Origin of the sequence: Glutamicibacter sp. AOP5-A2-18 (genome assembly GCF_052446055.1) — a bacterium.
Lineage (GTDB): Bacteria > Actinomycetota > Actinomycetes > Actinomycetales > Micrococcaceae > Glutamicibacter.
The window spans coordinates 559,698-586,434 of sequence record NZ_JBQSVW010000001.1 but is presented as its reverse complement, the minus strand read 5'-3'; the positions used below and the strand labels follow the sequence as shown (position 1 = coordinate 586,434).

Annotated in this window: 27 protein-coding genes and 2 tRNA genes; 13 read left to right on the top strand and 16 right to left on the bottom strand. The window is 55.7% G+C overall.

Going from position 1 to position 26,737, the window contains the following annotated elements; all coding sequences use genetic code 11:
• Positions 1-35: 35 nt before the first annotated feature.
• Complete coding sequence (locus ACT3RW_RS02865) at positions 36-641, bottom strand: DUF3027 domain-containing protein (protein WP_444612749.1); 606 nt, start codon at positions 639-641, stop codon at positions 36-38.
• A 3-nt stretch (positions 642-644) separates the two neighbouring features.
• Positions 645-1,028 carry a cold-shock protein gene (locus ACT3RW_RS02860; RefSeq protein ID WP_131090330.1) on the bottom strand — a complete coding sequence of 128 codons (384 nt, stop codon included), beginning with the start codon at positions 1,026-1,028 and terminating at the stop codon, positions 645-647.
• A 251-nt stretch (positions 1,029-1,279) separates the two neighbouring features.
• Here ACT3RW_RS02860 and ACT3RW_RS02855 point away from each other — a divergent pair, with 251 nt between their 5' ends.
• The 5 genes from ACT3RW_RS02855 to ACT3RW_RS02835 all read left to right on the top strand — a co-directional run bounded on the left by ACT3RW_RS02855 (position 1,280) and on the right by ACT3RW_RS02835 (position 5,184).
• The gene (locus tag ACT3RW_RS02855; RefSeq protein ID WP_444612748.1) at positions 1,280-1,498 is read left to right on the top strand and encodes a hypothetical protein; all 219 of its coding nucleotides are present in this window, start codon (positions 1,280-1,282) and stop codon (positions 1,496-1,498) included.
• Positions 1,499-1,556: 58 nt separating this feature from the next.
• The gene (locus ACT3RW_RS02850; RefSeq protein WP_262198406.1) at positions 1,557-2,264 is read left to right on the top strand and encodes a response regulator transcription factor; all 708 of its coding nucleotides are present in this window, start codon (positions 1,557-1,559) and stop codon (positions 2,262-2,264) included.
• A gap of 76 nt (positions 2,265-2,340) precedes the next feature.
• A complete protein-coding gene (locus ACT3RW_RS02845; RefSeq protein WP_444612747.1) occupies positions 2,341-3,843 on the top strand; it encodes an ATP-binding protein in 1,503 nt (500 codons plus the stop codon).
• Positions 3,844-3,959: 116 nt separating this feature from the next.
• The gene (locus tag ACT3RW_RS02840) at positions 3,960-4,250 is read left to right on the top strand and encodes a WXG100 family type VII secretion target (protein WP_444612746.1); all 291 of its coding nucleotides are present in this window, start codon (positions 3,960-3,962) and stop codon (positions 4,248-4,250) included.
• A gap of 43 nt (positions 4,251-4,293) precedes the next feature.
• Positions 4,294-5,184 carry a DUF4031 domain-containing protein gene (locus tag ACT3RW_RS02835; RefSeq protein WP_444612745.1) on the top strand — a complete coding sequence of 297 codons (891 nt, stop codon included), beginning with the start codon at positions 4,294-4,296 and terminating at the stop codon, positions 5,182-5,184.
• Positions 5,185-5,282: 98 nt separating this feature from the next.
• Here the strand turns inward: ACT3RW_RS02835 and groL are convergent, their stop codons facing one another.
• The 3 genes from groL to ACT3RW_RS02820 all read right to left on the bottom strand — a co-directional run bounded on the left by groL (position 5,283) and on the right by ACT3RW_RS02820 (position 8,148).
• Positions 5,283-6,920, bottom strand: coding sequence for a chaperonin GroEL (groL, locus tag ACT3RW_RS02830; protein WP_131090336.1), 1,638 nt, complete (start codon positions 6,918-6,920; stop codon positions 5,283-5,285).
• Positions 6,921-7,215: 295 nt separating this feature from the next.
• Entirely contained in the window at positions 7,216-7,815 is a 600-nt protein-coding gene (locus tag ACT3RW_RS02825; RefSeq protein WP_444612744.1) for a LytR C-terminal domain-containing protein, read from the bottom strand.
• Between the two features lie 42 nt (positions 7,816-7,857).
• Positions 7,858-8,148: a DUF3263 domain-containing protein gene (locus tag ACT3RW_RS02820; RefSeq protein WP_444612743.1), complete on the bottom strand. Its 291-nt coding sequence runs from the start codon at positions 8,146-8,148 to the stop codon at positions 7,858-7,860.
• Positions 8,149-8,313: 165 nt separating this feature from the next.
• Between ACT3RW_RS02820 and ACT3RW_RS02815 the strand changes: the two genes are divergently transcribed.
• Positions 8,314-9,078 (top strand): uracil-DNA glycosylase, encoded by a 765-nt coding sequence (locus tag ACT3RW_RS02815; RefSeq protein ID WP_444612742.1) that lies wholly within the window; start codon positions 8,314-8,316, stop codon positions 9,076-9,078.
• On the opposite strand, the gene ACT3RW_RS02810 is transcribed toward ACT3RW_RS02815, so the two are convergent.
• On the bottom strand, positions 9,075-10,745 hold the full coding sequence (locus tag ACT3RW_RS02810; protein WP_444612741.1) for a threonine/serine ThrE exporter family protein: 1,671 nt from the start codon (positions 10,743-10,745) through the stop codon (positions 9,075-9,077). The two genes, ACT3RW_RS02815 and ACT3RW_RS02810, sit on opposite strands and share 4 nt — an antisense overlap.
• 201 nt (positions 10,746-10,946) lie before the next feature.
• Between ACT3RW_RS02810 and ACT3RW_RS02805 the strand changes: the two genes are divergently transcribed.
• Positions 10,947-11,993: an LLM class flavin-dependent oxidoreductase gene (locus tag ACT3RW_RS02805; protein ID WP_444612740.1), complete on the top strand. Its 1,047-nt coding sequence runs from the start codon at positions 10,947-10,949 to the stop codon at positions 11,991-11,993.
• A gap of 63 nt (positions 11,994-12,056) precedes the next feature.
• On the opposite strand, the gene ACT3RW_RS02800 is transcribed toward ACT3RW_RS02805, so the two are convergent.
• Positions 12,057-12,130: transfer RNA gene (locus tag ACT3RW_RS02800), tRNA-Val, on the bottom strand.
• Between the two features lie 354 nt (positions 12,131-12,484).
• Here ACT3RW_RS02800 and ACT3RW_RS02795 point away from each other — a divergent pair.
• Entirely contained in the window at positions 12,485-13,111 is a 627-nt protein-coding gene (locus ACT3RW_RS02795) for a GNAT family N-acetyltransferase (RefSeq protein WP_262198414.1), read from the top strand.
• Here ACT3RW_RS02795 and ACT3RW_RS02790 read toward each other — a convergent pair.
• From ACT3RW_RS02790 to ACT3RW_RS02775, 4 genes are all read right to left on the bottom strand, one after another.
• A complete protein-coding gene (locus ACT3RW_RS02790; RefSeq protein WP_444612739.1) occupies positions 13,005-13,931 on the bottom strand; it encodes a hypothetical protein in 927 nt (308 codons plus the stop codon). The genes ACT3RW_RS02795 and ACT3RW_RS02790 overlap by 107 nt on opposite strands.
• Positions 13,932-13,933: 2 nt before the next feature.
• The gene (locus ACT3RW_RS02785; RefSeq protein ID WP_131090388.1) at positions 13,934-15,580 is read right to left on the bottom strand and encodes an HsdM family class I SAM-dependent methyltransferase; all 1,647 of its coding nucleotides are present in this window, start codon (positions 15,578-15,580) and stop codon (positions 13,934-13,936) included.
• 66 nt (positions 15,581-15,646) lie between these two features.
• Positions 15,647-16,597: a DUF808 domain-containing protein gene (locus ACT3RW_RS02780; protein WP_444612738.1), complete on the bottom strand. Its 951-nt coding sequence runs from the start codon at positions 16,595-16,597 to the stop codon at positions 15,647-15,649.
• Between the two features lie 399 nt (positions 16,598-16,996).
• Positions 16,997-17,548, bottom strand: a complete 552-nt coding sequence (locus tag ACT3RW_RS02775; RefSeq protein WP_444612737.1) for a helicase associated domain-containing protein — start codon at positions 17,546-17,548, stop codon at positions 16,997-16,999.
• A gap of 36 nt (positions 17,549-17,584) precedes the next feature.
• Between ACT3RW_RS02775 and ACT3RW_RS02770 the strand changes: the two genes are divergently transcribed.
• From ACT3RW_RS02770 to ACT3RW_RS02755, 4 genes are all read left to right on the top strand, one after another.
• Complete coding sequence (locus tag ACT3RW_RS02770; RefSeq protein ID WP_444612736.1) at positions 17,585-18,031, top strand: hypothetical protein; 447 nt, start codon at positions 17,585-17,587, stop codon at positions 18,029-18,031.
• A gap of 222 nt (positions 18,032-18,253) precedes the next feature.
• Positions 18,254-19,156, top strand: a complete 903-nt coding sequence (locus ACT3RW_RS02765) for a hypothetical protein (RefSeq protein ID WP_131090345.1) — start codon at positions 18,254-18,256, stop codon at positions 19,154-19,156.
• Positions 19,157-19,229: 73 nt separating this feature from the next.
• Positions 19,230-19,787, top strand: coding sequence for a hypothetical protein (locus tag ACT3RW_RS02760; protein WP_131090346.1), 558 nt, complete (start codon positions 19,230-19,232; stop codon positions 19,785-19,787).
• Positions 19,784-20,392: a hypothetical protein gene (locus tag ACT3RW_RS02755; RefSeq protein WP_444612735.1), complete on the top strand. Its 609-nt coding sequence runs from the start codon at positions 19,784-19,786 to the stop codon at positions 20,390-20,392. Before ACT3RW_RS02760 ends, ACT3RW_RS02755 begins: the two co-directional genes overlap by 4 nt.
• 21 nt (positions 20,393-20,413) lie before the next feature.
• On the opposite strand, the gene ACT3RW_RS02750 is transcribed toward ACT3RW_RS02755, so the two are convergent.
• The 5 genes from ACT3RW_RS02750 to ACT3RW_RS02730 form a co-directional block, all read right to left on the bottom strand.
• Positions 20,414-20,986 carry a S8 family serine peptidase gene (locus ACT3RW_RS02750; RefSeq protein WP_165477380.1) on the bottom strand — a complete coding sequence of 191 codons (573 nt, stop codon included), beginning with the start codon at positions 20,984-20,986 and terminating at the stop codon, positions 20,414-20,416.
• 994 nt (positions 20,987-21,980) lie between these two features.
• Complete coding sequence (locus tag ACT3RW_RS02745) at positions 21,981-23,213, bottom strand: tyrosine-type recombinase/integrase (protein ID WP_444612734.1); 1,233 nt, start codon at positions 23,211-23,213, stop codon at positions 21,981-21,983.
• Entirely contained in the window at positions 23,213-23,467 is a 255-nt protein-coding gene (locus ACT3RW_RS02740) for a helix-turn-helix domain-containing protein (protein ID WP_444612733.1), read from the bottom strand. The genes ACT3RW_RS02745 and ACT3RW_RS02740 overlap by 1 nt, the downstream gene beginning before the upstream one ends.
• A gap of 265 nt (positions 23,468-23,732) precedes the next feature.
• Positions 23,733-23,806 (bottom strand) — tRNA-Thr (locus ACT3RW_RS02735).
• Between the two features lie 168 nt (positions 23,807-23,974).
• On the bottom strand, positions 23,975-24,841 hold the full coding sequence (locus tag ACT3RW_RS02730; protein ID WP_444612732.1) for a DsbA family protein: 867 nt from the start codon (positions 24,839-24,841) through the stop codon (positions 23,975-23,977).
• Positions 24,842-25,239: 398 nt separating this feature from the next.
• Between ACT3RW_RS02730 and ACT3RW_RS02725 the strand changes: the two genes are divergently transcribed.
• Positions 25,240-26,703 (top strand): alpha,alpha-trehalose-phosphate synthase (UDP-forming), encoded by a 1,464-nt coding sequence (locus ACT3RW_RS02725; RefSeq protein ID WP_444612731.1) that lies wholly within the window; start codon positions 25,240-25,242, stop codon positions 26,701-26,703.
• The last annotated feature ends 34 nt before the right edge of the window (positions 26,704-26,737 follow it).

Below are 26,737 nucleotides of genomic sequence, written 5' to 3'. Positions count from 1 at the left end.
CAATTCTTCGAAGCTCCCGCTTCTTTTATTAAGTGTTAGCTGTCTTTGCGCGTGCGATTGCGCTGGGCAGCGCGACGGCGTGCCGCGGTGCGTTGCGCGGTCCTGCGACGACGAACCTGACGTCGAGCCGGCGACTTATGCGGCTGAAGCTCGTCATCATTCTGTTCCGCGTCATCATCAGCTGGTTCTTGATCAGCGCGTTCCTGGTCACCTGATTCGCTGTCCGCCTGCGGCTGTGATGGCTCCTCGGAATCCGATGCCGGCACTTGCTCAGCGGACTCGCCGGCGACTTCGGCAGCGTCTGCTGCCTTGGCCGCTTCAATTTCTTCCTTAGCCAAGCGGTCAGCCCATGGAACCCAGGCTGGGGCTAACAAAGAACCCTCACCGGCAATAATGCCAACTTCGCATACCGTGAGGTCCTTGGCCTTAGCCCGTGGAACCCGGGCGACAGTAGCGAACCAAGTCCATCCCTGATATCCCTTTTTATAGGAGACAAATCGATGGGTGACAAGTCGCTCGCCTTCGGCGGTCACCCCGAGGTATTCGCCGATTTCGGACGCGCTAGCAATCTCTGCCAGCGCGACACGAGCAGGTTCTACTGCGTCGGCGAGGATGGTGTCCAACTTAGGTTTACGGGCCATTATTTATGCGTCCAGATCGTCGGCTACCGCACGAAGTACGGTAGCAACCTTCTTGCCATATGCCTGTTCAGGATAACGCCCCTTGTGCAAGCTATTAGAAACGTTGTCGAGCAGCTTGATCAGATCCTCAATGAGGACGGCTTCAGCTTCCGGTTTTTTGCGCTTAGCGCGAGCCACTGAAGGGGCCTGTTCGAGCAACCGCAAGCTCAGTGCCTGCGGGCCACGCCGTCCGTCAGCCACACCGAACTCCAAACGAGTACCGGGGCGCAGATCATGAACGCCTTCAGGCAACGCGGCCGCGTTGACGTAAATCTCTTTGCCATCCTCTGCGGTAATAAAACCGAAGCCCTTGGCCTTTTCGTACCATTTAACCTTGCCGCTAGGCATGATCACTTACCTCGTTCGTTCTTAGCTAAGTTGCATAACCGAGCTCTGCCCTACGTTATGCATTTTCATTCGTAGGATTTCGCGGAGTCACAGCCGGGATTCTTCTTTGCTTCTTGCCGGGTACTCAACCTACGAAATCGCTTCAAGTCCTTTATCTAAGATTATGTCATCTACCGCGCACAATTCATCTTTGTGCGCTTTGGGATTGCTTTACGCGTTGCCTGTGCCTGAACGACGCTAAGCTAGAGGTTGTGAGCACTACACCCAAAACTATGACGGTCATTTCACGTTTGGCGATCATCATCGCCGTACTTTCGGCTCTCGCATTGATTGGCACGCTCGTTCTTTATTTTCAGAACATCGCTATCCCCGCTTTAGTGATGGCCTTCGCCGTATGGGGCCTTCCGCTGGCCTTTATCCTGGGCATCGTTGTTGTCATAGGCAATATCGTCAAACGACGCAACACCTAAAAAACAGAATCAGCTCTCGCTCAGCTAGCTCCCAGACTTCTTGTGCAAACTGGAGTTCATGAGTGCAAAACCGACTGAAGCAAAACTTCTTGTAGTTGACGACGAACCAAATATCCGCGAACTTCTCTCCACTTCGCTGCGCTTCGCTGGCTTCGAGGTTGTTGCCGCTGCCAATGGTCGCGAGGCACTAGCTGCCGTAGAAGCAGACGAACCAGACCTTGCAGTTCTTGATGTCATGCTTCCAGACATGGATGGTTTCACCATCACCCGCAAGCTGCGTGCCGCCGGCCGCCACTTCCCCGTTCTTTTCCTCACCGCTCGTGATGACACCAGCGACAAGGTCACCGGCTTGACCGTTGGCGGCGATGACTATGTCACCAAGCCATTTAGCCTGGACGAGGTGGTGGCGCGTATCCGTGCGGTACTGCGCCGCACTTCCAACGGCGAAGAAGAAAGCGCCACCATCGTGGTTGCCGACCTTGAGCTGGATGACGACGCACATGAGGTAACTCGCGCCGGTGAGGTTATTGACCTCTCCCCTACCGAGTTCAAGCTGCTGCGCTACCTGATGATGAACCCTAACCGCGTGCTCTCCAAGTCACAGATCCTGGATCATGTGTGGGAGTACGACTTCAACGGAGACGCATCAATCGTTGAATCCTACATTTCCTACCTGCGTCGCAAGGTTGACCGCCCTGAATGGCCTGCACTGATTCAGACCAAGCGTGGCGTGGGCTACCTGATGCGCACCCCAGATCGTCGCTAGGAATTCTTCGAGTAGTAAAGAGGGCTTGTAAGGTCAGCATATGAAGTCGATCCGGGCCCATTGGCGCCGTACCTCAATGAGGACCAAGCTCGTCATCGTCATGCTCGGGCTGATGGTCTTCGCCATCGTTGCCACCGCGCTGAGCTCAGCACACACGCTGAGGATTTCGATGACCAAGCAAATCGACGTTCAGCTCAACGCTTCGTGGCCCACGATGGCCTACGGGCTTAACAAGGCCTACGTTCATTCGCTGAACGAAGACGGTACAAGCTCCGATTTTGACCCAACCTTGATGGGCCTGAATAGCTCATATGCCGACATCCGCGATGCCGATGGCACGCTGGTGTACGTGATGCCTCGATCGCGCGTTGCACCGACCAACGGCTCCGATCAACCGCTACTGGATCCACAAGAGATCCAGAAGCTTGCAGAACATCCTCTGGTGCCCTCCACCGTGCCCGGTAGCTATCGCAACTCGGCAGGGTGGCGCACCATGATGGTGCCCTTACAGAGCAGCAATCTGAACCTATTCTTGGCTCTTCCGTTGGATCATGTGAACACCACGGTGCGGCAAACCGCCGTATTGGTGCTTTCAACCGGTATGCTTGCAGCCCTCTTGATGTCCATGATCGCCTACGGGCTCACCGGCAGATCTCTGCGACCGCTGATTAATGTGGAGCGCACCGCCTCCATGATTGCCGATGGTGATCTCTCCCAGCGTGTGAAGGACTACCCGTCGGAAACCGAAGTTGGCCGGCTCTCCCGCTCGCTGAACGCGATGCTGGCGCAAATTGAAAAGGCCTTCCTGGATCGCGAAGCCTCGGAACGCAAGATGCGTCGATTTATTCAGGACGCCTCTCATGAGTTGCGCACTCCGCTGGTGACAATTCAGGGCTACTCCGAGTTTTACCGCTACGGTGGCTTGGCTGATCCTGAGGCGATGGACTCGGCCATGGGCCGCATTGAAGCTGAATCCAAGCGCATGGCCCGACTGGTCGAAGACCTGTTGATGCTGGCCCGACTTGATGAGCAGCGCCCCATGGAAAAGCAATCGGTGGACTTGCTGGTTCTTGGCCAGGATGCGGTGGAAGACACCAAGGTGAGAGCACCGGATCGAACGGTGAAGCTCGTAGGTCTAACTACTGAGCGCCCCAGCCCGGCTAGCACGCTGGGCGATGACGCACGAATCCGCCAAATCATCGCCAACCTGCTCACCAACGCGCTGCGTTACACCCCTGAGGGCACCCCGATTGAGATTGCCGTGGGCGTCCGCTCGCTGGTAGCTGGAGCCATGGATGCCGTAGTTGAAGTACGAGATCACGGACCGGGCATTCCTCCCGATGATGCCAAGCGCATCTTCGAGCGCTTCTACCGTGCCGACAGCTCCCGCCAGCGCGAAACTGGAGGCTCGGGACTAGGTCTAGCCATCGTTGCCGCGATCGTGCAGCAACATGGTGGCTCTGTGGCACTTTCCGATACTCCTGGTGGCGGTGCGACCATGTCGATTTCGATGCCGTACGTCCCCGTAGTTGAACGCCCTGAACCAGAGATCGACGACGAAAACTCAACCGGCTCATAACCTTCAGGGCTAGGTTTATCCACATTCAGCACCGCTACCGCACAGCGCAGGCAGGATCCTTTCTAGTTTGGTTGCATCGACTAACCGATACAGCCATCAAGGAAAGGATGAATTCCATGAGCACGTTCTCCACCAATACCGGTGAGATGCAGGTCAAATCGCAGGCGGTCATGAACACCATTGATCGTTTACGTCATGAAGTTTCGACGATGCAAATGAATCTAGACCAACTACAGAGCACTTGGCAGGGTTCTGCTGCCGCATCATTCCAGTCCATCGTTGCTGAATGGCGTTCCACCCATGTGCAAATTGAAGAAGCGCTGAGCAGCATTGCTGCGGCCCTGAATCATGCGTCGATGCAGTACGAGGAAGTGGAGCAGGTCAACACCTCGCTCTTCCGCTACTAGCCCTATGGCAACATCGCGGCTGGTTGATCAGTAGGCTTAGTCCATGAGTATTCTGATCGACCCGCCGCGTTGGCCTGCGCACGGTACGCTCTTTTCCCATTTGGTTTCGGATCGCTCCCTCAAAGAGCTCCACGAATTCGCCAAAGACCAAGAAATCTCTTCTAGGGCGTTCGACAAGGACCACTACGACGTTCCTCAGGAATGTTACGCGCAGTTGGTTCAGGCAGGCGCACAAGAGGTCAGCGGTGGCCAGCTAGTGCGCGCCCTGGTCTCTTCAGGATTACGCATCCCAGCCAAGTATCGTCCTGAAAAACTCGATGGTATCTTGCTACGTCGCTGGGCTCACACCCTACCCACCGAACCGCGCATGGGTAAGGAACTACTGAAAATGTGGTCCCAAGCCCATCGCTACTATCACGACCGCGTTCATCTGCTCTCTGTGCTCGAAGCCATTGACCAGCTGGCTAAGGGCAAGGTGCACAGTGAAGAACTGATGCAACTGCAGTTGGCTGCGTGGTTCCACGATGCGGTTTACGACGGCACAAGCGAAGATGAATTTAAGTCTGCGGTGCTCGCCCGTGAACTCTTGGAGGGCATACTCTCATCCGCCTCGGTTGCCCGAATCAGCGAACTGGTGATGCTCACCGCTAGCCATGATCCTGCTGAGTCTAACGTCCTGGGACGGATTCTGTGCGACGCAGATCTAGAAGTTTTGGCCCGGCCCCAGCCGGCCTATGAACGCTATGCTCAGGCGATCTATCAAGAATATGCGCACCTGCCACAAAGCGTGCTGGCTGCCGGGCGCATCAAGATTCTCTCGGCCCTGGTGTCCAAGGCTTCAATCTACGGTACGCACGACGGACGCGAACGTTGGGAATTAGCTGCTCGTGCCAACCTGAACCGGGAATTGAATTTGCTCCAGACCTGGCTCTAGCACTTGTTTTGCGCTGGTTAAGAAACTGATGGCCTGGTACCTTGTGGGTACCAGGCCATCAGCTTAGTTAATGCGCTACATCTGCAGCAGGGGGCTTATTAGAAGCCGCCCATTCCGCCCATGCCACCCATGTCATCGCCACCAGCTGGGGCAGAGCCAGCAGGTGCTGGCTTCTCTGCAACAACAGCTTCGGTGGTGAGGAACAGGCCAGCGATAGAAGCAGCGTTCTGCAGTGCCGAACGGGTTACCTTCACTGGGTCGTTGACGCCAGCTTCAAGCAGGTTCACGTACTGACCGGTTGCAGCGTTCAGGCCGTGGCCAGCAGGCAGGCCCTTGACCTTGTCGGCGACAACGCCTGGCTCCATGCCAGCGTTCAGTGCAATCTGCTTCAGTGGAGCTTCGATGCCAACACGAACGATGTTCGCGCCGGTTGCTTCGTCGCCTTCCAGCTCAAGCTTGGCGAATGCAGCAGCACCAGCCTGAATCAATGCAACGCCACCACCGGCGACGATGCCTTCTTCAACGGCTGCCTTTGCGTTACGCACGGCGTCTTCGATGCGGTGCTTGCGCTCCTTGAGCTCAACCTCGGTTGCAGCGCCGGCCTTCAGCACAGCAACACCGCCGGAGAGCTTTGCGTGGCGCTCCTGCAGCTTCTCGCGGTCGTAGTCCGAGTCGGTGTTCTTGATCTCGGCTGCGATCTGAGCCTTGCGGCCTTCGATTGCGTCGGCTTCGCCGCCACCTTCAACAATGGTGGTCTCGTCCTTGGTGATAACGACCTTGCGGGCGGTACCTAGAACTTCGAGGCCTACGTTATCTAGGGACAGGCCGATTTCCTCGGAAACAACCTGGCCACCGGTAAGCAGTGCGATGTCGGTGAGCATTGCCTTGCGGCGGTCACCGAAGCCTGGAGCCTTAACAGCAACAGACTTGAACAGGCCACGGATCTTGTTCAAGATCAGGGTAGCCAGCGCTTCGCCTTCAACGTCTTCGGCGATGATCAGCAGCGACTTGTTCGACTGCATGACCTTCTCCAGCAGGGTCACCATGTCCTTAACCGAGGAGATCTTGGAGTTCACGATGAGGATGTATGGATCCTCAAGAACGGTCTCCTGGCGCTCGGTGTCGGTGACGAAGTAAGCCGAGATGTAGCCCTTGTCAAAGCGCATACCCTCTGCCAACTCCAGCTCCAGGCCGAAGGTGTTGGATTCTTCAACGGTGATAACGCCCTGCTCGCCGACCTTGTCGAGAGCTTCAGCGATCAGGCCACCGATTTCGGTGTCGCCTGCGGAGATCGAAGCGGTAGCAGCGATCTGCTCCTTGGACTCGATCTTCTTAGCAGCAGCAAACAGCTCAGCGGTGACGGCTTCTACAGCCTTGTCGATACCGCGGCGCAGTGCGATTGGGTCAGCGCCTGCAGCAACGTTGCGCAGACCTTCCTTGACCAGTGCCTGAGCAAGTACGGTTGCGGTGGTGGTACCGTCACCGGCAACATCGTCAGTCTTCTTGGCAACTTCCTTGACCAGCTCTGCGCCGATCTTCTCGTAAGGATCTTCGAGATCGATTTCCTTAGCGATGGACACACCGTCGTTGGTGATAGTAGGGGCGCCCCACTTCTTTTCCAATACGACGTTGCGGCCGCGTGGGCCGAGGGTTACCTTTACCGCGTCAGCGAGGGTGTTCAGTCCGCGCTCGAGTCCGCGGCGTGCTTCCTCGTCAAATGCAATCATCTTGGCCATAGTGGCTTTCGGTCCTTTCGGGACGATTTTGCGAAAATGCAACCGACAGACAGCGCCCGCGACGGACGAGTTCTCCGGTGCGGCATCTGGCCAGCGACCGTTTCAGCTCTCGCTATCTGAGGTATTCTCAGCACCCTGCCCGTACTTGGCTAGACCGCGGCTTCAAAATTCCAATAGGAACGCAAAAGCCGACCGGCGTTAGCAGTCGCAACGCAAGAGTGCTAATACAAATATTGGCACTCTCGCATGGCGAGTGCAAGCCGATCGGCTCTGAGCGAATTGAATTGTTACTGAATTATTTGTTCAGTTCCAGCGGGTCATCGGATCCGATGACCACAGTGACTCGATTAGGGATGTTCTCGGTCTGCAAAACATCGTCAATATTTAGGGCTTCGGCCGCTTTTTCTGCGGTGATCCGTTCGGCCTCTGACATGTAATAAACCGTCGAAGTCTCGGCAGGCTTGTTCCAGTTGTCGGTCACGATGTTGGTGAAGCCGGCTTCAGTCACGGCTTCTTTGCCAGCACTGGCTACCCCAGCAACACTGGCGGCGTTGTAAACACCGATGCGTTGATCAAACAGGACATCTGCGTCATCAATGGTGCTGGACTCAGAAGCGGATTCGCTGGCGCTTGGCTCCTGCGATTCATTTTCATCGGTGGGCGAAGTGCTTTCGCTTCCACCGGCTCCGGCGATGCTGTCCTTGAGTTGCGGAGCAAAGACAAAGGACGCAGCACCGATGATCAGCACGATCACGGCAGCCAACACTACCCACAGCAACTTGCCACCGGTCGACTTTGAGGTAGCAGACTGCGCCCATCCGTGTGCGTGGTGTGAACCCACACGGGTGTTGAACTCCGGTACGCGATCAAATTCGTCACGCGGGTAGTTGGTCATTCTTGTCCTTGCTCGAGGTCTAACTGGTCACGGCAGGCTGGGTTATCTCCCCGAGCCGGCCTTACCGCCCACACGACGTTTTGTTGAACGTGTTCTGCGTAGTCGCTTTACCAGCATCGGGTCGTAGGCCATGGCCGCATCCGTTTCTATCAGCTGGTTCAGCAGCTGATAGTAGTTGGTTGGAGACATAGAAAACTGCTTGGTGATCGCTTGTTCCTTGGCTCCCGCATACTTCCACCACAACTTTTCCAAGCTCAGGATCTGTTGTGAACGCTCATCAAGTTCCGAGTCTGGATTCATTACAAAATCTGCCAATAACTCGTTCTCTGCCATGCGTTCTCACCTCGGTCCTCAGCTCAGTTTTTATGTGTCTCGGCCATGCTTGTACTCCACCGTTGGTAGACATACCACCGATATTCTAACCAATCAGCATGCCTATCGCCGTGTGGCCGGGCACAGGCACGCCAGAAAAACGGCACAATTGCACCTATGGATGAAATGCAACAAGCCCTTTTTGACGCTCCACTGCCCCCGCAGGCTGCGGTGTATGCCCCGGGTGATTTCCCCTTTTTCCACGGAGCTCAATCCATGTCAGATCAGGGTTTCATCGCCGCTGATTGGGTAGTACCGCTATCGGCTACGGACAATATTCTTCGTGATCTAGCCATCAAATTGGCCGAACGCTCCGCTCAGGGCGAAGTGATCCTGCCCGAGCCTAAGGTGATGTTTCGCGCACTGGCATTGCCATTGGCCGAAGTCAAAGTCCTGATTATTGGCCAAGATCCGTACCCCACACCGGGGCACCCCAATGGTCTGGCCTTCGCAGCCAATAAGCCGGTCCGCCCATTGCCCCGTTCGCTGGGCAACATCTATAAGGAACTTCAGGCTGATCTTGGTATCGCTCCGGTCGCTCATCCGGACCTAAGCGCCTGGCAGTCCCAGGGCGTACTGCTGCTAAATCAGGTCCTGTCAGTGTCCGCAGGCCAGGCCGGGGCGCACCAGAAACTCGGTTGGGCTCCGGTTATTGAGGCGATCTTGGCAGCCCTGAACGAACGAGCGAATCCTCCGGTGGCAATTCTGTGGGGCAACCACGCGCAGAAGCTCTCCCCGTCGCTATCCAACGTTCCCCAACTGCGTAGCGCCCATCCCTCACCGTTGTCCGCCTCGCGAGGATTCTTTGGCTCAAAACCGTTTTCAGAAACCAATCGGCTCCTATCCCTTCAGGGACAGAAGCCGATTAATTGGTCGTTGCCGGTAGCTTAGCGTCGACGGATTCGCCGACGCTCACGACGAGCGTTCGAAGTCAGTGGGCGACATAGCGTTTCGCCAAAGACGACGCCTCCGGCGATGGAAAGCATGATGGCCATGGCGTTGAACATTTCAACCAGGCCGGTGGACATGTCATCAACATTGATCACGATGCCGTACATGGCACGGAAAATCATCAGACCTGGAAGCAGGAACATTACCGCTGGGGCCGCAAGAACTAGCTGCGGAGTACGCAACTTGTCCGCGGCCAAACGTGCAGCAAAGCCGACCACCGTGGCCACGAGTGCTGGAACCGCACGATCTCCAAGCCCCATGCTCTCAGCCAACATCTGGACCAGATAACCGCCGATAGCAATACCGGCAGTCGGCAAAAGCAGACGCACAGCGCTCTGTTCAGAAATTGCACCGGCCACAATGGCCACCGCAACGAGCAGCAGCAATAACCAGGCTGGATACTCGGTGGTGACAATTTGGTGTACGTCAACCTCTTCGCCGCCGAGCAGATCCGAAACAACCAACGCCGCAGCAATTCCGCTAAGAATCGCGCCGTAGGTCAAACTTGCTGAGAACAATCGCCCTACAGCGGTCACCGGGAACCCATTGATGGCATCTTGCAGTGCCGAGACAAACCGTCCGGAAGGAAGCAAGAGCAGGATGCCTCCTGAGACCACGAGCGCGGGGTCCAACGGCGCATGAAGCTGATACCCGATCAACGCGATTCCGGTAATCACCATGGTTGAGGTTGCGATGGTGAAGAACTCCGGAACCCGCCAACGCGAGCCATAACGACCGATCTGGGTGACCACACTCGATGACACGATAGCCACCAACGCGCCAGCCCACGAGCCGCCGATAAAAAGCACAAATGCTGCCGCGAACAGCGCGCGTCCGCCAGCCACGATCCAGCGTGGGAACGGTTTTGGACGACGGGTAATTTCCTTCAGCCTCTTGGCCGAAGCGCTACGCGATACGCCGCCAGCAATGATGTCCGAGACCAGCTCGTGGACCAAGACCAAGCCTGCATAATTGGACGTATATGAACGTACTACGCGCAGCACCGAGTAACTTTCGGCGTCTGGTGGGCTGTAGTTCAGATGCAGCGACTGGTTGGTGATGTCAACGTCTAGGTGGCTCAGGCCCAGGGCAGCGGTGACCGCGATGATGCTGGTCTCCACTTCCAAGGCACCGGCACCATAACGAATCAGGGTCTCCCCGAGGTCCAGTGCAAACTCCATGGTGCGCCGAGAAGAGGCATCCTGCTGGTCGTTGACCTTTGGATTGGCATAGGGCGTACCCTGCAGGCGTTCAACAATGTTCAGCGCCTGAGTTGGAGGTGTGTCCGAAATCCACATTTTAGCCAGCAACCGACGTGCCACAGGGTTGGCACGGGTAGGCATCAAGGTAATGCCGTCGTCGGTAGTGTGCACCTGACCGGTGCGCCACTCAATATCTGAAGCGGCAGCTGCCGAAACGCTGGCACTAACCGCCGTATTTAGCGGTAGTTCAGAAGCGGTGGGCTGTTCTTCGATAGGCTCATCCGGGTGGAATCCCAGGTTGATTTCACTGGTGGATATCCGTGGCAACGCAGCCGCCGATGGCGCTGGATCATCACCCATCTGCCCTGACGGTACGCCGTGCTCTTCGTCAGATCGATGCGCCACTAATCTTGCCCCCTCAGCCTAAGATTTCCCATGCAATTTACGATACAACCGATGGGCAATAAGTTGTGCCGAACGGGCATAAATCACTAGGTAGCGCCGAACACATTTTGCACTGTTTTTTAGCTGCGGAATATCCCCGGTCGCGCGGTGGTTGAGAGACAATGAACTTAGATGTGTTTGCATGCAATTTGAAAGGTACTCATGAGCGACAAGCTGCTCTTGCCGGAGATCGGCGTCGAAACTTTTGGTGACATTACTCAGGACGCCGAAGGCAACCTGCTCAGCCACGCACAGGTCATCCGCAATGTCATTGCTGAAGGACAAGCAGCTGAGGCCGCCAACCTAGACTTCTTCGGCGTTGGCGAACACCACCGTGACGACTACGCGGTTTCCTCACCAGAAATCGTCCTGGCCGCACTGGCCAGCACCACCGAACGGATCAAGCTAGGAACCGCGGTGACCGTACTTTCCAGCGATGACCCGGTCAGAGTTTATGAACGTTTTGCCACTCTTGATGCCATTTCCAATTCACGCAGCGAGCTCATCGCCGGACGCGGTTCCTTTGTTGAATCCTTCCCACTGTTTGGGCTGAACCTCGACGACTACGAGAAGCTCTTCGAAGAGAAGCTGGATCTCATGGCCAAATTGCGCCACGGCAACCCAGTGGTTTGGCATGGCCAACATCGCGCCGCTCTGCGCAATACTCAGGTCTACCCACTGTTGGAAGATAAGCCTCTGACTACCTGGGTTGGTGTGGGTGGCTCTCCACAATCGGTGGTTCGAGCCGCACGCCATGGCCTACCGCTATTCTTGGCAATCATCGGTGGACAGCCTGCGGCATTTACCGGTCTGGTTGATCTGTACCATCGTGCGCTAAAGGAATACGGCCATAGCGAGCAACCAGTGGCGGCACATTTCCACGGACTTGTTGCCGACAGTGATGAAGAAGCACTTGAAACACTCTGGCCGCATTACCAGCGCACCATGAACCGCTTGGGCTCCGAGCGCGGATGGCCACCGGCAAGCAAGATGACCCTCCAGGCAGCGATGGGCCCACGTGGTGCCATGATGGCCGGAAGCGTAGAAACCGTGGCCGCAAAGATCGCCTCGGCAACAAAACTTCTGGGACTCTCGCGCGCAGACATTAAGTACTCCGCCGGCACCTTGCCGCATGAAACGATGATGCACAGCATCAAGCTCCTGGGCCAAGAAGTAAAACCACGGGTTCATGAATTACTGAGCGCCTAATCCCGGGCCTCGCCACCAACTGCTAGAACAGCAAAAAAGCCACCGTCACCGGTGGCTTTTTCGTGGATCTTACTGGACTCGAACCAGCGACCTTTCGCGTGTGAGGCGAACGCTCTAACCAACTGAGCTAAAGATCCATATTGCGCTCTGACCACGGGGTCAAGCACCTCAACGATCTTAGCCTTTTCATACCCCTGCACCAAATCGCGCACCAACTCCGGGCGCCAATCACAAGCTACGAAGCACAGCAAAAACACTCATCAGATCGTTTCTTTTCTCTTCACCAAAAAAGTACCAAAAAGCACTTGTGAACGGCACAGTTCAGACCGCATAATTTTCCTAGCTCATCGAGCGCAAACTGGACCCTACAAGGAAGTTGCCGGAAGCCACCGGCATCGGTCCTATCAAGGCCAACGAATCGGCACAGCGGTTACTGACCGCTGAGCCAAAGCCTTCTTTTCGTTCGTTCTTTTCTTCTAGGACCACACCCAGTGTTTGAAAATCTGAACTTCTCTTTGTCACCGTTGCGCCTCGATTCGGCGCAACTCGCCGAGCTGGCACTGCTGTACCCGGTCATTGACCAGCGCTGGCAACAGAAATTTGATCGTCTGGAACTACTGGTTACCGTGCGCGATCAAGGCACCTTGATCGCTGCAGGGTTAGTTCACGACTCGATCCTGGCTCCCACCGAGGTCATGGACGCGGTAGAGCTCGGCTGTATGGCAGTGCGGCCCGAATACCGTCGCAGAGGAATTCGCCAGCATGTCACCAACCTGCGTCTTGAATTTGCGGTGCGTTCTGGGAAAACGCCCATCAGTGTCATCGATGCGCAGAACCCGGCTTCGTGGGCCTTTTATGAGCGTTCCGACTTATGGGAACGCGAGCGTAGTTTTGAGCAAGACGGCCGACTGAAATTCATCTACCGGGCAACGCAAGCTGCGCGCGGGTGGGTGGACTCTTTGCCTCAGGCCGCCGAGCGTGAGGCACGTATTCTCAGCTACACCCCGAGGCCTAGAACAGTGCGTCTTGTTGCTCATCCACCCATTCGTGCCCTGGCAGCGGAGCCACTTCACCCGCTCGGCGAGCGCGAGCTGCTTCATGCAGGTCGATGGGTGTAACTTTGAGTACCGCGTCCACCACGGCGTTCAGGAACTGTGGTGCTGCAATGTCTTGGGGCACCGCCGGGTGCACACAACGAACTTCGGGGTCTTGTGCCTCATCGTCCCAGTCCACCAGCAACAAGCCGGTGGCGGTGTACCCAAAGCCGTCGCCAAAGTCGCGCAGCTTTCGAATCATATCCACGGTTCGACGGAAGGCTGCCGGTTCACTTTCGAGGATGGTTGCCCGTTGTACAAAGAAGAACCCTACAGCCGCCAACGGATAACGGGCCCGTAGATTCGCAGCGTCACCATAGGCTTCCTCATACCGGTTAGATAGGTTCTTGCCGAAGGAGGAGGCCATGGCCTTGGTGCTCAGCAGCAGTTCCGGTCCGGTGGACCAATGGGTCATCACCACGTCGGTCTGCTTCATATAGGCGCGACCTAAAATTCTCGCGTCGGTACTTCCGGCTTTGCCGTTCATGATCGATTCGTGGACTTCATCGGCTAGGCGTTCAGGCAGCTTGCGAAGTAGGTCCAAGATATCGCTGGAGAGGACTCGTGGTGCTTCGGGCCGCGGCCAGACGAGGTCCGCGTCAAATCCGGCGCGACGTAATTCATGCGCCAACCAGGCGTCAACGCCTTGGGCGAAGCGGCCCGAACGGGTTACCGCTTTGGTCCGTACCGGAATGCTCAAAAGCTTTTCAAGTACGGCGTAGGACGGGTTGAATTCTTCGGTGACTGCCCCGTTATTCAACCACGGTGAATCTTTTGCCGCCGACATCAGCGTTGTATCAAACTCCGCAAATGCCAGGGTCTTTTCGACCGTCGGATTAGCCACGTTTATCCCTTCACCGCTTTGCTTCTTGCCTTGCGTCGCTCCAGCATGTGCTGCCTTGCGGCACGCAGCGCTTGAACTGCGTCCTTATCCAGCTCAAGCATGCTTCCTAGCACGATCTGGTCAACCAGGTCTGTTGCTTCTTGTTTGTGGCCTTGGGCCAGCAGCTGGCGAACCGTATCTTTGATGGATCGCAATTCGTGTGTGTGGGCCTGCACCATGGTGATTGAAGGAACCGGAAGCACGTCGGCTTCTCGCGGTTCAACCTTCAAAATGCCACCGCCGTAGGAACGCCCGATGATTTCTGCACCCAACATGGTCAGTGTATTTAGCGATGCCAACGGCAAGAGCTCACGGCCCAACTCACGCACATCGGCGCCGAGGTATACGCCGTGGATTGAGTTGATGTGGTGCACTCCGGCTTGGTTGGTTGTCAGCCGTGGTGTATCAGCATTCATGTACGTCATGAACAGGTCAGGAACCGAAAGCACTGGAACCCGCCACCACGGCGAGCGCACCCGGCATTTGTAAGCTTGGTCCACCGCCTCCAATTCACCACTGGCGATAAAGCTTTCACCAGCGGTGCTCGGGTTAGCTGCCGGCCTAAAGAGATAGGTTGCCGAACCGTGTTCGCCCAAGCGCTGCCACATCGCCTCGTCAAGTTCTAGGCCACGTAAGTGCCTGGAACCTGGTGGGGAGATACGAATCAAATCCTGCTCAGCCAAACCTAGTTCTTGGACTCGTTCACGGCTCAGGGTAAACCATTTGTTATTGCCGGTTACCGCTCCCAGTGAGGTTTCGCCCCACGCCTTGAGCGTGGACAAATGCCCGTGGGCCAAAGCGGAGGAAAGGATTGATTGGGCTTCGATGCCCACCAATGAGCCGGTCCAGCGCTCCGCTTTTTGTACCGGGGCATGCTGGGTTCCGGCGCCCAACTGCGCCAGGTCTTCAGCGTTGCGGAATTGATGCAGGTTGAAGTGAGCTGTGGGTCCTTGCTGATACCCCTCGGCCAGCAGCAGCACTACTTCTTCTTGCGCGTCAGCAAAAAGGCGCTGCTCAAAAACCACCAAATGTACGTTGGCAAAACGTTCGAGCAACATCTGGCGCACCGACCCGGCATAGTTCACAAACATCAGCTCAGCAGGCAACACAAACGCCATCCGGCCACCCTGAGCCAAGAAGCTGGTTGCATGAACCACAAAGGCCGCCCAGATGCTGGCCAGTTCGTTCAGTTCCACTCCGGCTTCTTTGGCCGCAGCTCTGGAACGCTGGCGGTCTACTCCGCGGTGCAGTTGGTATCTGACGTACGGCGGGTTGCCGATCACCACGTCAAAGTCGCTGGTGCCAGCTAGCTCAAAAAAGTTCGCCTGTGCGATCTGGGCATTGATCCCCTGCGCCCCAAGACGTACCCGAGCCTGTTTAACGGTTGGTTCGTGCAGTTCATAACCTACGAGCTGCGCCGATGCCCCGGTACCGGCCAGTTCTTTGTGGGCCGTTTCAAGGAATTGCGCCTCGCCGCAGGAGGGCTCCAGAATTCTGGTCCCGTGGCCCTCTAGCGCCCAGTGCGCCATAAATGCAGCCAAAGGTTCCGGGGTGAAGTAGGCACCGCGCGCATGGCGGGCGGTGGCCTGTTCTTTTGCTTCTTTACTCAACACGCATTGATCTTTCCATGGCGGCCAGACAGTTTGGCTGGACGCAAATGACCGAGATTTCTAGCCCTAGTGGGCGGCTTCGGTCTTACCCTTGTTTTTAAGCTTTCCGAATCCCAGAACGATAACCGTGACGATGCTGCCCAAAATAAAGCCAGCCACGCAGCACAGCGCAGTATTAACGCACCAGCCAAGCACCGCACCGGCAGCACCGGTTGCATGATGCACCTGCTCTTCGAGGTGGTGCACAAAGCCGTAGGGCGCATGCAAGCCAAGCTCATCCATGCCAACAAGAATCAGGTGTCCACCGACCCAAAGCATCGCGACCACGCCGACCTTGCCCAGCACGGACATGACAATAGGCATCCCCTTGACCAGGCCGCGGCCGATTTTCTGGGTGAGCTTGCGAGACTTATCAGCCATATGCAGGCCGATGTCATCCATCTTCACAATGAGCCCGACCGCTCCGTAGACCACCACGGTCATCAGCACGGCCACGGTGATCAGGATCAGTGCTCGGGTGAGGATTGGCTCGTGAGCTACTTCGTTCAGCGAGATCACCAAGATTTCGGCGGAGAGCACCAGGTCGGTGCGTACTGCCGAACTGATAATGCTTTTTTCATCGCGTTCTTTGCCTTCTTCGCCTGAACCGTGGTGCTTGATCCAGCCAAGGGCTTCAAGAAGTTTCTCTGCACCTTCGAATACGAGGTAGGTGCCGCCGAGCATCAGGATGGGGGTCAATGCCCACGGTGCAAAGTACGAAAGCAAAAGTGCGACAGGCAGAATGAACAGCAACTTGTTGCGGATGGAACCCACCGCAATTTTCCAGATGATGGGTAGCTCGCGTTTGGGAGACAGGCCTTCCACATACTGTGGGGTGACCGCCGCGTCATCAACCACCACACCCATGGCCTTGGTGCTGGCTTTTGCGGCGCCGAGGGCGATGTCATCCATGGACGCCGCAGTGACTTTCACCAACGCAGCTACGTCGTCCAACAGTGCTACAAGGCCTCCGGCCATTTTTGGCTCCTTCAAAAGCTGAGCACTTGGCCCGTTGGCCCCGGCTCATGGATTGTGGTCTTGCAATAATTCTACCGGCGACAGCTATTTGCCTTCTGCAGGCTCGACGCGAGGAGCAGTGATAGCCCGATACAGAAAATCCTCGGAATCACCAGCAAAGCTGCCGCCAATCCGAGGATCTAGTGGAGCCCCCTACCGGATTCGAACCGGTGACCTTCAGTTTACAAGGCACTTTCGCAAAACACTGATAATTTCGCGTGTACATGGGCGCTACTGGGGAGTAAGGAGTCTTGTTGGGTGACTAATACTTCCCGTAGATTCGCGGTTTTTCCCGCAGTCGCCTTTTGAAAAGGGCAAGTAAAAGTCACTCTGTCCGAGGGGTGTAGAGATCCGGGGCGCCTAAGCTCGGCTACGCCAGCCAAGCACTGCTCCATCTAGCGCGACGTGCCGCCACCCGGCGATCTTCCCCTCTGCACGACGCTGGTGTTGCTTATGCAACCAGACGCCAAACGCTCGCTCGTCTTCGGACGCGAAAGTCCTATACCGGGGCATCCCGCCATGCTGGTTGACGTAGGTTTCCAGCTGGGCGAGCTTGTCTTCCCACTGCCGATCAAGGCTTTCTTGGTGACTGTCGCAGTTCCATCCGGTCAGTTCTTCCAGCAGAACGATCTTCGGGTAGGACATCTGCTGTCGCCTATAGGAACGCCGCTGCTCCAGAAGCCACCCATGCAAGGACGCCTCGGTTTTGTCGCCATTAGATTCAGGCAGCTTGCCGTAGTCGGCTACAAACTGCTTGACCTCAGCGAGCCTTGACCTCCATCTTGTGGACGGACGGTCCGGGCCTCGACCGGCAAATCGTACATTTGTGCCAGCTTCTTCGGCAGTTCGCCGTGCCCGAGCATACCCCAGGGCAGCCCTGGAATCAGAGGCGACTGGGACAGCCTTTGGCACAAAACCACGCACGGAACCTACTCGGCCGATGTGGACATGGCGACACGCAGCAACAATCCAGTTGTAGCCAAAAAGTGCGGCAGCGCACCAAAGGCAGCAACATCGATTGCAAAGTTCTACAACAAGGTTGCCGGAACTTCGCTTGTGAACGCTGACGGAACAGGCAGAGGGGAATGCGTCAGCCTGGTTTCCCAGTACTTGCTGCAAGTGCGTGGCCTAAGAACCAACCATTGGGGACATGCAATCGCTTACAAGTCAGGTGGCACAGCTGGAAACAAGCTCAAGGCCGCAGGATTTGAGTGGCACACGGACAGGGATTTCAGGGATGAAGACATCCTAGTTTGGGGTCCGTACAAAAATATCGTGTCTAGCTACGGTCATGTGGGCGTGCGATACAACGGAAAAACCATGCAGCAGAATTGGTGGGATCAACGCTATGTGACTCTCAACGGGTTCGATGCTCGCGGTTTCCTGGGATACTAGCGCAAGTAGTTCTCTCTGAGACAAGAACCCGATGTTCGTAACATCGGGTTCTTTCTTGTTCCCACTTATTCGGCTTCTTCATTTACGCGCAAGCTGGATACGTGCAGAGTAACGCAGGCGGAGGGTGAATCGAGTCTAAATAACTCTTAAGGATGATTTAGTGTCTGCTCAGATATGGTTCATTGGTTATGGTCACATCCGCACCGACTTCGAAAGAAGACCATGATCAAAATAGTTACCGCTATAGCGGTTGCATCCGCACTTTCGCTCGGATCTGTACAATCCCCGCCAGAACCCGCAACTGAGGCAGCCGCCCCGACAGCTTCCACCACCCAAGAGCTCCAGGCGCAATATGCTGGATACAGCTCTGAAGAAATCGTCGAAGAAGGTCTGGCCGAAGAAGGCTTAGAGCTTGAACAAGTTGACGTCAGCACCGCGGGAATCGAAATTGAGGCAGAAGCAGCTGCTGCCAACGATCCATTCGAATTCGCCCTTGAACTCGACGCTGGAAAAGCCAGTGGCGAAGTAACCTTCACCGACAAGATTGACGGTGAAATCGTCACCGAAACCTACGACATCGACATTCAGGAGTCTACTGTTGAGCGCACAGTTTTCACCCTAACGAACCCGAAGACTGGCGAAATCTACGAGCACGACTCAGCTGAAGCATCTTCTTCAGTTGCTTTCGTGATACCTCTTGCTTTTGGCGCAATCTCCATCAGCACTGCACTTTACTACCTTGCTGTCGGTGCCGCGATTGTGATTGGCGGAGCCCTTGCTCTTGAAGCAGGGAAGGCTATTTCCAAGATCATCAAGGAGAACAGCAGGAAGAGTAAGTCGAAGAAGCGCGATTACTACCCAGCGACGCTTAAGAGCAATAAAGTGTTCATCAGCGCGAAGGGGCTTACAAAGGCCCAGGCTGTAACTCGTGGCAAGAAGGGTAAGGGAAATGACGTTTGGGCTTTGTCCAAGAGCAAGGCGAAATCCTTAGCTGTCTCTATTAAGAACGGCAAATCGGCTGTTGGCCCTGAAATCAGTGGTGGAGGCAAGAAGGGATACATGTGGCACTACCATCCCAACAATCGGACACCTAGCGTTCACCTCTTCTACGGAAGCATGACCTAAGAAATAATCTGCACGAGGTATTGGTGTCGCTAGCTACTGTTGGCGGCACCAATCGTGTTTGAATTAAGGAACTATGACTGACTACCAAGAACTCTTGCAGGCTGCTCGTGCACACTACGGGGTTGGCGCTGCTCCACGCGTGTCGGAAGCTGCAGCACTTCTCACCTCGTTGGGTGGCAAGACCTTCGACTACTCCAGGTTCGCCGGCAACCTCATCGATGAATACGTAGACTCGGCACGTGTAGTTGCAGCCTACGATATTTCCGACCCAGAGCTCCTTGCTTCCCGGTCATTGCCGGTTGAACGCGAAATGATGGAATGGCCTCCCGAAGAAGATGAAGACAGCTACGACGTTGTGTTCACTAAGGATGAAGAGTTGTGGAACGTCATTCAGGACGAGCTCGGTGGGATGAGGCGAGCAATTGTCTTGCTTGAGCATGCTGAAGGGGATGCAGGCGCTGTAGGCAACTTCCGTGTAGCTGGATTCGCACAGTGGCTAAGGGAGACGCTCTGGGCTGCTACCGGTGTCGTTCCGCGAGATCCAGGCTGGCCGGATGAGAGCGCCACTCTGTATGAGAAGGCTTTTGCGATGCAGGGACGGCCAGGTTGCGAACCAGACCCAATCGATTGACGAGTATTGTCGGGTCAATCCGAGACACTTTCCAAGCTGCTTGCATCACCAGTCGTGCCTTCGGCAAGGGCACGGCTGGTGCCGCAGTTATTTTCCTTGCGCAACTGCTCTCAGTGGTTTCCGCGGGAGCCCGTCACGTGCACCTAACTGGCAACCGTTTGGGTGTTTTCGTGCTGCTTCGTAACAGGCCGGTGCAGACTCTGCTGCGCTTGTGCTTGTTCCTTGTAGCGTTGTGCGTTCCAGCTTTACTGGCTCTAGCCGTCCGCTACCTGCACATTGGGAGTGCCTGGGTTCAAATTGCCGGATTCGGCATCAGCGCCTTGCTGATGATCTGGTTGGCTGCCGGCATGGCAATTGTGGCACGACAGAGAGAAGTAGCTCTGGACATCCGCGGACTACCCGAAGGTGACCTCTACATTCTTTCTTCTCTTGCTCAAATGCCAGGTTCAAGCTCAGGGGTGCTAGCAGATCTTCGCTCAGCTCTATTGGGCTTGCCGGCTAAATCCGTAGTGGCCTCTGTAGCTGCGGATGAAACCATGGTGGCGCGATACGAAAAGCTGGGGTTCACACGAGGAAGCGGGCTACAAGTTTTTCTTCAGCGGTAGCCCGCTCCCATGTGTTGCGGCTTAGCCGTCCAGCTGGCTGGACTCGAATTTGCTTGCATCCTTAATGCGTCCAGAAAGTATTCCTTCAACTATCTTTCTGGTCGTTTCAGAAGCTGCAATGGAAGATCCCGATTCTTCAACTACCTTGCCGTTGGATTTGGACACTGGAATGTCCACTCCTGCCTCTGTGAGGTCAGCTTTGTCGCAGGGGTTTTCCGTCCAGCATTCGCCGTTGGCGTCAGTTGCTGCAACTGAAAGCGCTGTGTCATAGCGTGCCGGGTAATCGGGGGCCAGAGATCTCACGTTGCCAGTTGCGGCGACAACGAATGCTCCGGCATCCTTGGCCGATTTCAGGGCTTTCTCAATTTCAGCGTGTGGACGCCTGACACCAAGGCTGATGTTGATGATTCGCGCGTTGTCCGCAACGGCGGCTTCAATAGCATTGGCTATGTCTGAGGCGCTTGGAGCGTCGCCAATGTCATATGAGTGCATCGTTAGGGACGCAGGGTCCAGTTGGGAGTCTGAATTTACACCCAAGATGGAGGACATCATCATGGTGCCGTGCTCGGAGGGTGTGTTTGCTCCGTGGTTCACGATGTCATACTTGGAAAATTGCGCGAGTACAGTTTGTCCGCTGTCAATCAGCGCAATGTCTATGTGCGCGGGAGGCCGCTGGCATCCTGTAAGCATGAAGCTGGCACTCAGCAGCGCAACTGATATGGCAGCGTTTTTCTTCATCATCGAATGCAATAATCTACCTGTTCGGGTGCAACCATCGTGTAACGTCTGGTCAGAGTCGGTTGGGCGTGTGTTTCAAGTTCACCGTTTTTACAAGGTGTGTCGGTGAAAGTGGCACTGTTAGAACTCTAATGCACGCGATTGGGTGGGTGCTGAAACGAAACCCGGACCAGTTGTATTCGTACTGTGTGACAGCTCAGCTGCGAAAGAACCTGAGCTGGGCACCGAAAGGTGTTCTGCTTGCCGTTCACACCGAGGACGGGCTGGGTAGAAATCTCAACTTCACCCTTGGTGAGTATCCGATCCGCGTGAGACTAATTGACCTAACTGGCGATATATCCTCCATCCACGATTCGCTTGATGAGGCGCTGGAACACCTATAGCCTTGCAGCTTCCTTCTAGGTTGCAAGACGTATACGAAGTTTTTCCATGCTCGGCACAGAGCCGGCAGCAACTACAGATATTAGAAGTTCTGGCGTTAACATGTCTAGCGATTCCTGCAAGATTTTTCGTGTCATGCCAAAGGTTCCACCTAGAAACTGGTTCTGAAAGTCCTCGATTCGCCTGACAACGTCAGCAACAGGTTTCTTATTTGCCCTGTCTTCAGCTGCGTCTAGTGGCGCTCCGGCTCTCACTCTCGCTTGAGTCATCAATTCGTTTCCAAGAACTTTCCCGGCCAATCGGAGACGTTTGGCCTTATTGTTATCTCATTAATCACTTGTACAATGCGACACTCGCCTGAGGGGCTTGAGAATCCCGCGCAAACTCACGATGAGCTAAAGCAGCTCACTAACGGAGTTTGGTAACCTCGTATTCGCATGAAATCTTGGAAACGCATACTTTTGGTCAGCTAAGTCGCCCGCGATTGTATTCGCGTACAATCCTTCGACTGCACCAGTGTAGTCGGCAACATCTTCCGCCCGCTTAATATAATGTGCAATAGTCGTCGCTGGCTCGCATGTCGAAGCTGCTTTGAGGCGGACTCAATCCCTGCCACTTCAGCAATATGCGTGGCCACAGCACGGCGAAGATCGTGTGGCGCTAGGTCCGGCATCGGCAAGTTTTTCGGGTACAGCTCGCTGATCCGGCGTAAAGACCGGCGGATCGAGGTGGGTGCCGCATAATTGCCTGTCCGGGTGGCAAAGACTGGGTCACTGGCAGCCTTCCACTTCGTGCGGCTATGCAGCTTGATCAGCATGCCTACCGTTTTGTCGGGCAAGGCTAGAGATCCGGTGGAGGACTCTGTTTTCGGATACCCTTGACGCGCCAGAGCACCATTCTCAACGAGGGTGCCCGTGATCTTCACACGCCGGTTCTGGAAATCAATGTCTTGCCAGCGCAGGGCCATGGCTTCACCGATGCGCATGCCCGTTGCCAGCAGCAGTTCCGTTACCCAGCGCACGCGCTCATCCATTCGCTTGGTCGTCGCACCTTGCTTGTCATCGAAGTACCATCCGAAAGCTGCACGCCAAGCAGTAAGGTCGTCCGAGGTCGGAGCATTGACAGGCGCGCGCCCCTTGGTTGGCAACTGTACCGCCTGAATGGGGTTTCCTGCGATGTGCCCGAGGCGCTGCGCGTCAGCAATTGCACGCATCAGTAGGTTCTTGGCCTGTTTTGCTGCGGCTGCGCCTTCCAGAGTTACTGGATCCACAAGGGCTTCAAGCTGCCTCTGCGCATATTGCACCGTCAGGTCTCCCAGTCGCACATCGCCAAGGACTTTGGTGGCTATGGCTGCCGATCGATTGTATTGTCGCATTGTGCCTTGAGTGACGTAGCGAGCTCCACGGACTTTGTGTTCCAGGTCCTGAATCTGCAAGGTGCTCAAGTAGTTTTCCACTGCTTGGGCAACGGTGGGTGCTTCTGCGCCCAGGGCAGCCCCGCTGTTCAGCAGATCTTTGTGCTTCAGCTTCAGTGAATTCTTAGCAGCGGCTCTCGTCTTGCCTTCGGCGCTCAGGCGCTTGGTAACGCCACCCGAATCACGGTAGCGGCTCCGTGCTTTGATCATTGATCGACCGTCGGCTCGGGTGACGGTCTTGTATGAGATCTCTCCCAGCTCGCCTGGTTCTAGTCGGCGGCGTCCCATTAGGCAGCCTCCTTCTCGAAGAGGTTGGCGACGTAGCTTTCGATTTCGCTGCGCAGGTACACGGCAGTGCGTCCGCACCTGCGGCTTCGTGGCCCGATGCCTGCGCTAGCCCAGTTGGCCAGTGTTTTGGGCGAAGTTCGCAGGATCAGTGCTGCTTCAGCTCGGGTGAGCAGCAGCTCGGTTTCAGGCGCCGTGAGGCTAATGATTTCTTCGGTCATACTTACCGGGTGTAGGTTAATATGCTTCCTGTTCACGCAAAATGCCCGAAACGGACCCTTGTTCGCTCAGGGCGGAAATTTCACGCCTGGAACGTCCATGAGTACGAGCCGGTCCAACCGCTGCGTGCGGGCTAATCGGTGTTCATTTCACCCGCTAAAAAGGCACCTTGATTTCAAAAGGACACCTAAACGACACCCTGCGCAACAAAGCGGTATCTGATTTAGATCGACCGACTGGACGTTAATAGAGAAAGTCCCCGGAAACACAGGCGAAAAACCATGTGCTCCGAGGATCTGTTCGAGCCCCCTACCGGATTCGAACCGGTGACCTTCAGTTTACAAGACAGACGCTCTGGCCAGCTGAGCTAAGGGGGCGTACCGGATAAGAATATCCGAAAACACCGGTGGACTGCGAATCGGGTGTTACCTCGATGCAACGCAAAGGGGAAGAAAGCCGTTTATGGCTTTCTTCCCCTTTATCGTGGTGCGAGATCAATATCGAATACTACCTGATCTCGCCAAGTTGTCTAGAGCAAACAGGGATTACTTGTTGGCCTTGATTGCTGCGTTGACCTCGGTTGGGAAGTCATCGGTACCCAGGACGAATTCCTTACCCTGGATGAAAATCGAAGGGGTTCCCTTAACACCGTCGTACTGACCTGCAGTGGTCGCGTACTTTACGAATGGACGGAACTTGTCGCTGTCGATGCAATCTTTCACCGATTCGTCAGCGCCGTTGTCGATCGCCATCTGAGCCAACTCGGAGTTCTTCATTTCGCCCTCTGGGTAGTGACCCCACAGTGCCTTGACGAACTTCATGTAGGCCGTTGGGCTCACGTCAGCAACACAAGCTAGGGCGTTGGCGCCACGTGAGGAGTAGTTGGTTGGAGATCCACCATCGAGGTAGCCAACGTTGCGGTACTCGATATTTACATCTCCGCTGGCCAACCAGTCATCGATCTGGTCCCCGTAGGTTGCTTCGAAGTCAGCACAGTGAACACAGTTGGCATCCACGTACATGGTGATATTGATCGGATCACCCTTCTTGGCCACGGTCAGATCTCGTGGCTCTGGGGTCTCCGGTGCCGTCTCAGGCTGCTTCAGTTCGTCGATCTTCACTTCTTCAGTGGTCTTCTTAGCGACCGTATCCGAGGAAGTGACAACAATGCCACCAGCAGCAGTTGCGCCCTGAGGCGTCGAACCAGCGTCTGCGACTTTGCCGTTGTTGTTGCGCACGATCAACGTAACTACTAGCGCAATCACCAAAATGACAGCAGCCAAAACTCCGAGCTTCACGATCAGCGATTTGCGCTTTTTAGCTGCCTCTTCGGTAACGCGAAGCTGAGCTGCTTTTTCGCGTGCACTCGCGTTGCGCTGCGCTTTTGTTGGGCGCGGATTATTAGTAGACATAAATTTGGTGGTTCCTCAGTCAGCGGAGAACGGTCATCTGGATCAAGCTTAGCCAATCCTTCAGGCAAATATCCTTGAATAGAGGAGATTGCTCGCCCTTCACAGGACTCACATAACTTCCGCATACAGCACCCAAAGCAGTATCAAACACTGTACTTGATCATTCAACCAAGTCACTTGGGGAACTGCTCGAGCATTATCTACGCCTCGCTGCACCACGTCACGAAACGTGCGTCACCTCACATAACTAACCAAACTTCAGTATGATTTTCATCAGACCGACTTTTCACTAGGGTCGTTACTAAGCGCAATGAAAAACTGAATACATAGTCATTCACTCAGAACCGACGAGTCAGCACCATCAAGGTGCGCAGTTTGATCAAACCAGGAGGTTTAAAGTGGGTACCGCAGAACCAAACCACAACACCGAGCAGAATTACGACCTAGTGGTCGTAGCCAACCGACTACCCGTAGACCGGATCACCAATCCGGACGGGTCACAAGGTTTCAGACGTTCGCCCGGTGGTTTGGTCACCGCTTTAGCTCCCATCATGGCCGCCTCCGATGGAGCATGGGTCGGCTGGCATGGTGGAGTCGACGAAGAGTTAGATAGCTTCGACAAGGACAACATCCACCTGGCCCCAGTGCCACTAAGTGAAGACGATCTAACCCTTTACTATGAGGGCTTCTCCAACTCCACCCTTTGGCCGCTTTACCACGACGTCATCGTCCCGCCGGAGTACCACCGCACCTGGTGGGACCGCTACAAGAAAATCAATCAGCGGTTCGCCGACGCCGTGCTAAAAATTGCCGCGCCTAACGCCACCGTCTGGGTCCACGATTACCAGCTGCAGCTGGTCCCGCAGATGATCCGCGTTGCCCGCCCCGATTTGAAGATCGGCTTCTTCCTGCACATTCCGTTCCCGGCCGCTAGCCTCTTCTCACAGTTGCCTTGGCGTACACAGATCCTGCAGGGCCTCGCCGGCGCGGACCTCGTGGGTTTCCAACGCGAGACTGATGCGTCAAACTTCCTTCGTTGCCTGCGCCGTTTCACTGACTACTCAACCAAGGGCGACGTTGCTACCCCTTCAGCGAGCAATCAGATGCAGAACTTGTGCCGGGCCAAGGCACACCCGATCTCCATCGATACCGAGCAAATTGCCAAACTGTCCCGTGATCCGCAGATCATTGCCAGGGCCGCCCAGATCCGTAATGAACTGGGCAACCCGAAGACTGTCATTCTTGGCGTGGACCGACTCGACTACACCAAGGGCATCCGTCACCGGCTCAAGGCCTACGGCGAACTTTTGGCCGACGAACAATTGCGCGCAGGCGACGTGTGCCTAATTCAGGTAGCCAGCCCCAGCCGCGAAAACGTGGACACCTACATGGAGTTACGTGATCAGGTGGAGCTCATGGTCGGTCAAATCACCGGTCAGCATGACACCCTGAGCCACACCACGCTGCGCTACTTGCACCAGTCCTACCCGTTGCGCGAAATGATCGCGATGTATCTGGCCGCCGACGTTCTGCTCGTGACCGCGCTGCGCGACGGTATGAACTTGGTTGCCAAGGAATACGTCGCAGCGCATCAAGATGGCCGCGGTGTGCTGGTGCTCTCCGAATACACCGGCGCCGCAGACCAGCTCACGCAGGCTGTTCTGGTGAACCCTCACGACATCGACGGCATGAAGGACAAGATCATCACCGCAGTGAAAATGAACGAGGCCGAACAGGAAAAGCGGATGCGTCGCATGAACCGACACCTAAAGGTTAATGACGTAACCCGCTGGTCCGAGGTGTTCCTCGCCGAGCTCGCCGAAATCAGCGCCACCACCTCTGCCAATGCCGGCACCCGCTAATCCGGAGTTAGCTCCGGTGAACACAGGAACGAAC

Bases quoted from the DNA above. Each gene is read 5' to 3' on its own strand.
- ACT3RW_RS02865 (WP_444612749.1), bottom strand. From the start codon at position 641: ATGGCCCGTAAACCTAAGTTGGACACCATCCTCGCCGACGCAGTAGAA.
- ACT3RW_RS02860 (WP_131090330.1), bottom strand. From the start codon at position 1,028: ATGCCTAGCGGCAAGGTTAAATGGTACGAAAAGGCCAAGGGCTTCGGT.
- ACT3RW_RS02850 (WP_262198406.1), top strand. From the start codon at position 1,557: ATGAGTGCAAAACCGACTGAAGCAAAACTTCTTGTAGTTGACGACGAA.
- ACT3RW_RS02845 (WP_444612747.1), top strand. From the start codon at position 2,341: ATGAGGACCAAGCTCGTCATCGTCATGCTCGGGCTGATGGTCTTCGCC.
- ACT3RW_RS02840 (WP_444612746.1), top strand. From the start codon at position 3,960: ATGAGCACGTTCTCCACCAATACCGGTGAGATGCAGGTCAAATCGCAG.
- ACT3RW_RS02835 (WP_444612745.1), top strand. From the start codon at position 4,294: ATGAGTATTCTGATCGACCCGCCGCGTTGGCCTGCGCACGGTACGCTC.
- groL (WP_131090336.1), bottom strand. From the start codon at position 6,920: ATGGCCAAGATGATTGCATTTGACGAGGAAGCACGCCGCGGACTCGAG.
- ACT3RW_RS02825 (WP_444612744.1), bottom strand. From the start codon at position 7,815: ATGACCAACTACCCGCGTGACGAATTTGATCGCGTACCGGAGTTCAAC.
- ACT3RW_RS02820 (WP_444612743.1), bottom strand. From the start codon at position 8,148: ATGGCAGAGAACGAGTTATTGGCAGATTTTGTAATGAATCCAGACTCG.
- ACT3RW_RS02815 (WP_444612742.1), top strand. From the start codon at position 8,314: ATGCAACAAGCCCTTTTTGACGCTCCACTGCCCCCGCAGGCTGCGGTG.
- ACT3RW_RS02805 (WP_444612740.1), top strand. From the start codon at position 10,947: ATGAGCGACAAGCTGCTCTTGCCGGAGATCGGCGTCGAAACTTTTGGT.
- ACT3RW_RS02780 (WP_444612738.1), bottom strand. From the start codon at position 16,597: ATGGCCGGAGGCCTTGTAGCACTGTTGGACGACGTAGCTGCGTTGGTG.
- ACT3RW_RS02770 (WP_444612736.1), top strand. From the start codon at position 17,585: ATGGCGACACGCAGCAACAATCCAGTTGTAGCCAAAAAGTGCGGCAGC.
- ACT3RW_RS02765 (WP_131090345.1), top strand. From the start codon at position 18,254: ATGATCAAAATAGTTACCGCTATAGCGGTTGCATCCGCACTTTCGCTC.
- ACT3RW_RS02760 (WP_131090346.1), top strand. From the start codon at position 19,230: ATGACTGACTACCAAGAACTCTTGCAGGCTGCTCGTGCACACTACGGG.
- ACT3RW_RS02745 (WP_444612734.1), bottom strand. From the start codon at position 23,213: ATGGGACGCCGCCGACTAGAACCAGGCGAGCTGGGAGAGATCTCATAC.
- ACT3RW_RS02730 (WP_444612732.1), bottom strand. From the start codon at position 24,841: ATGTCTACTAATAATCCGCGCCCAACAAAAGCGCAGCGCAACGCGAGT.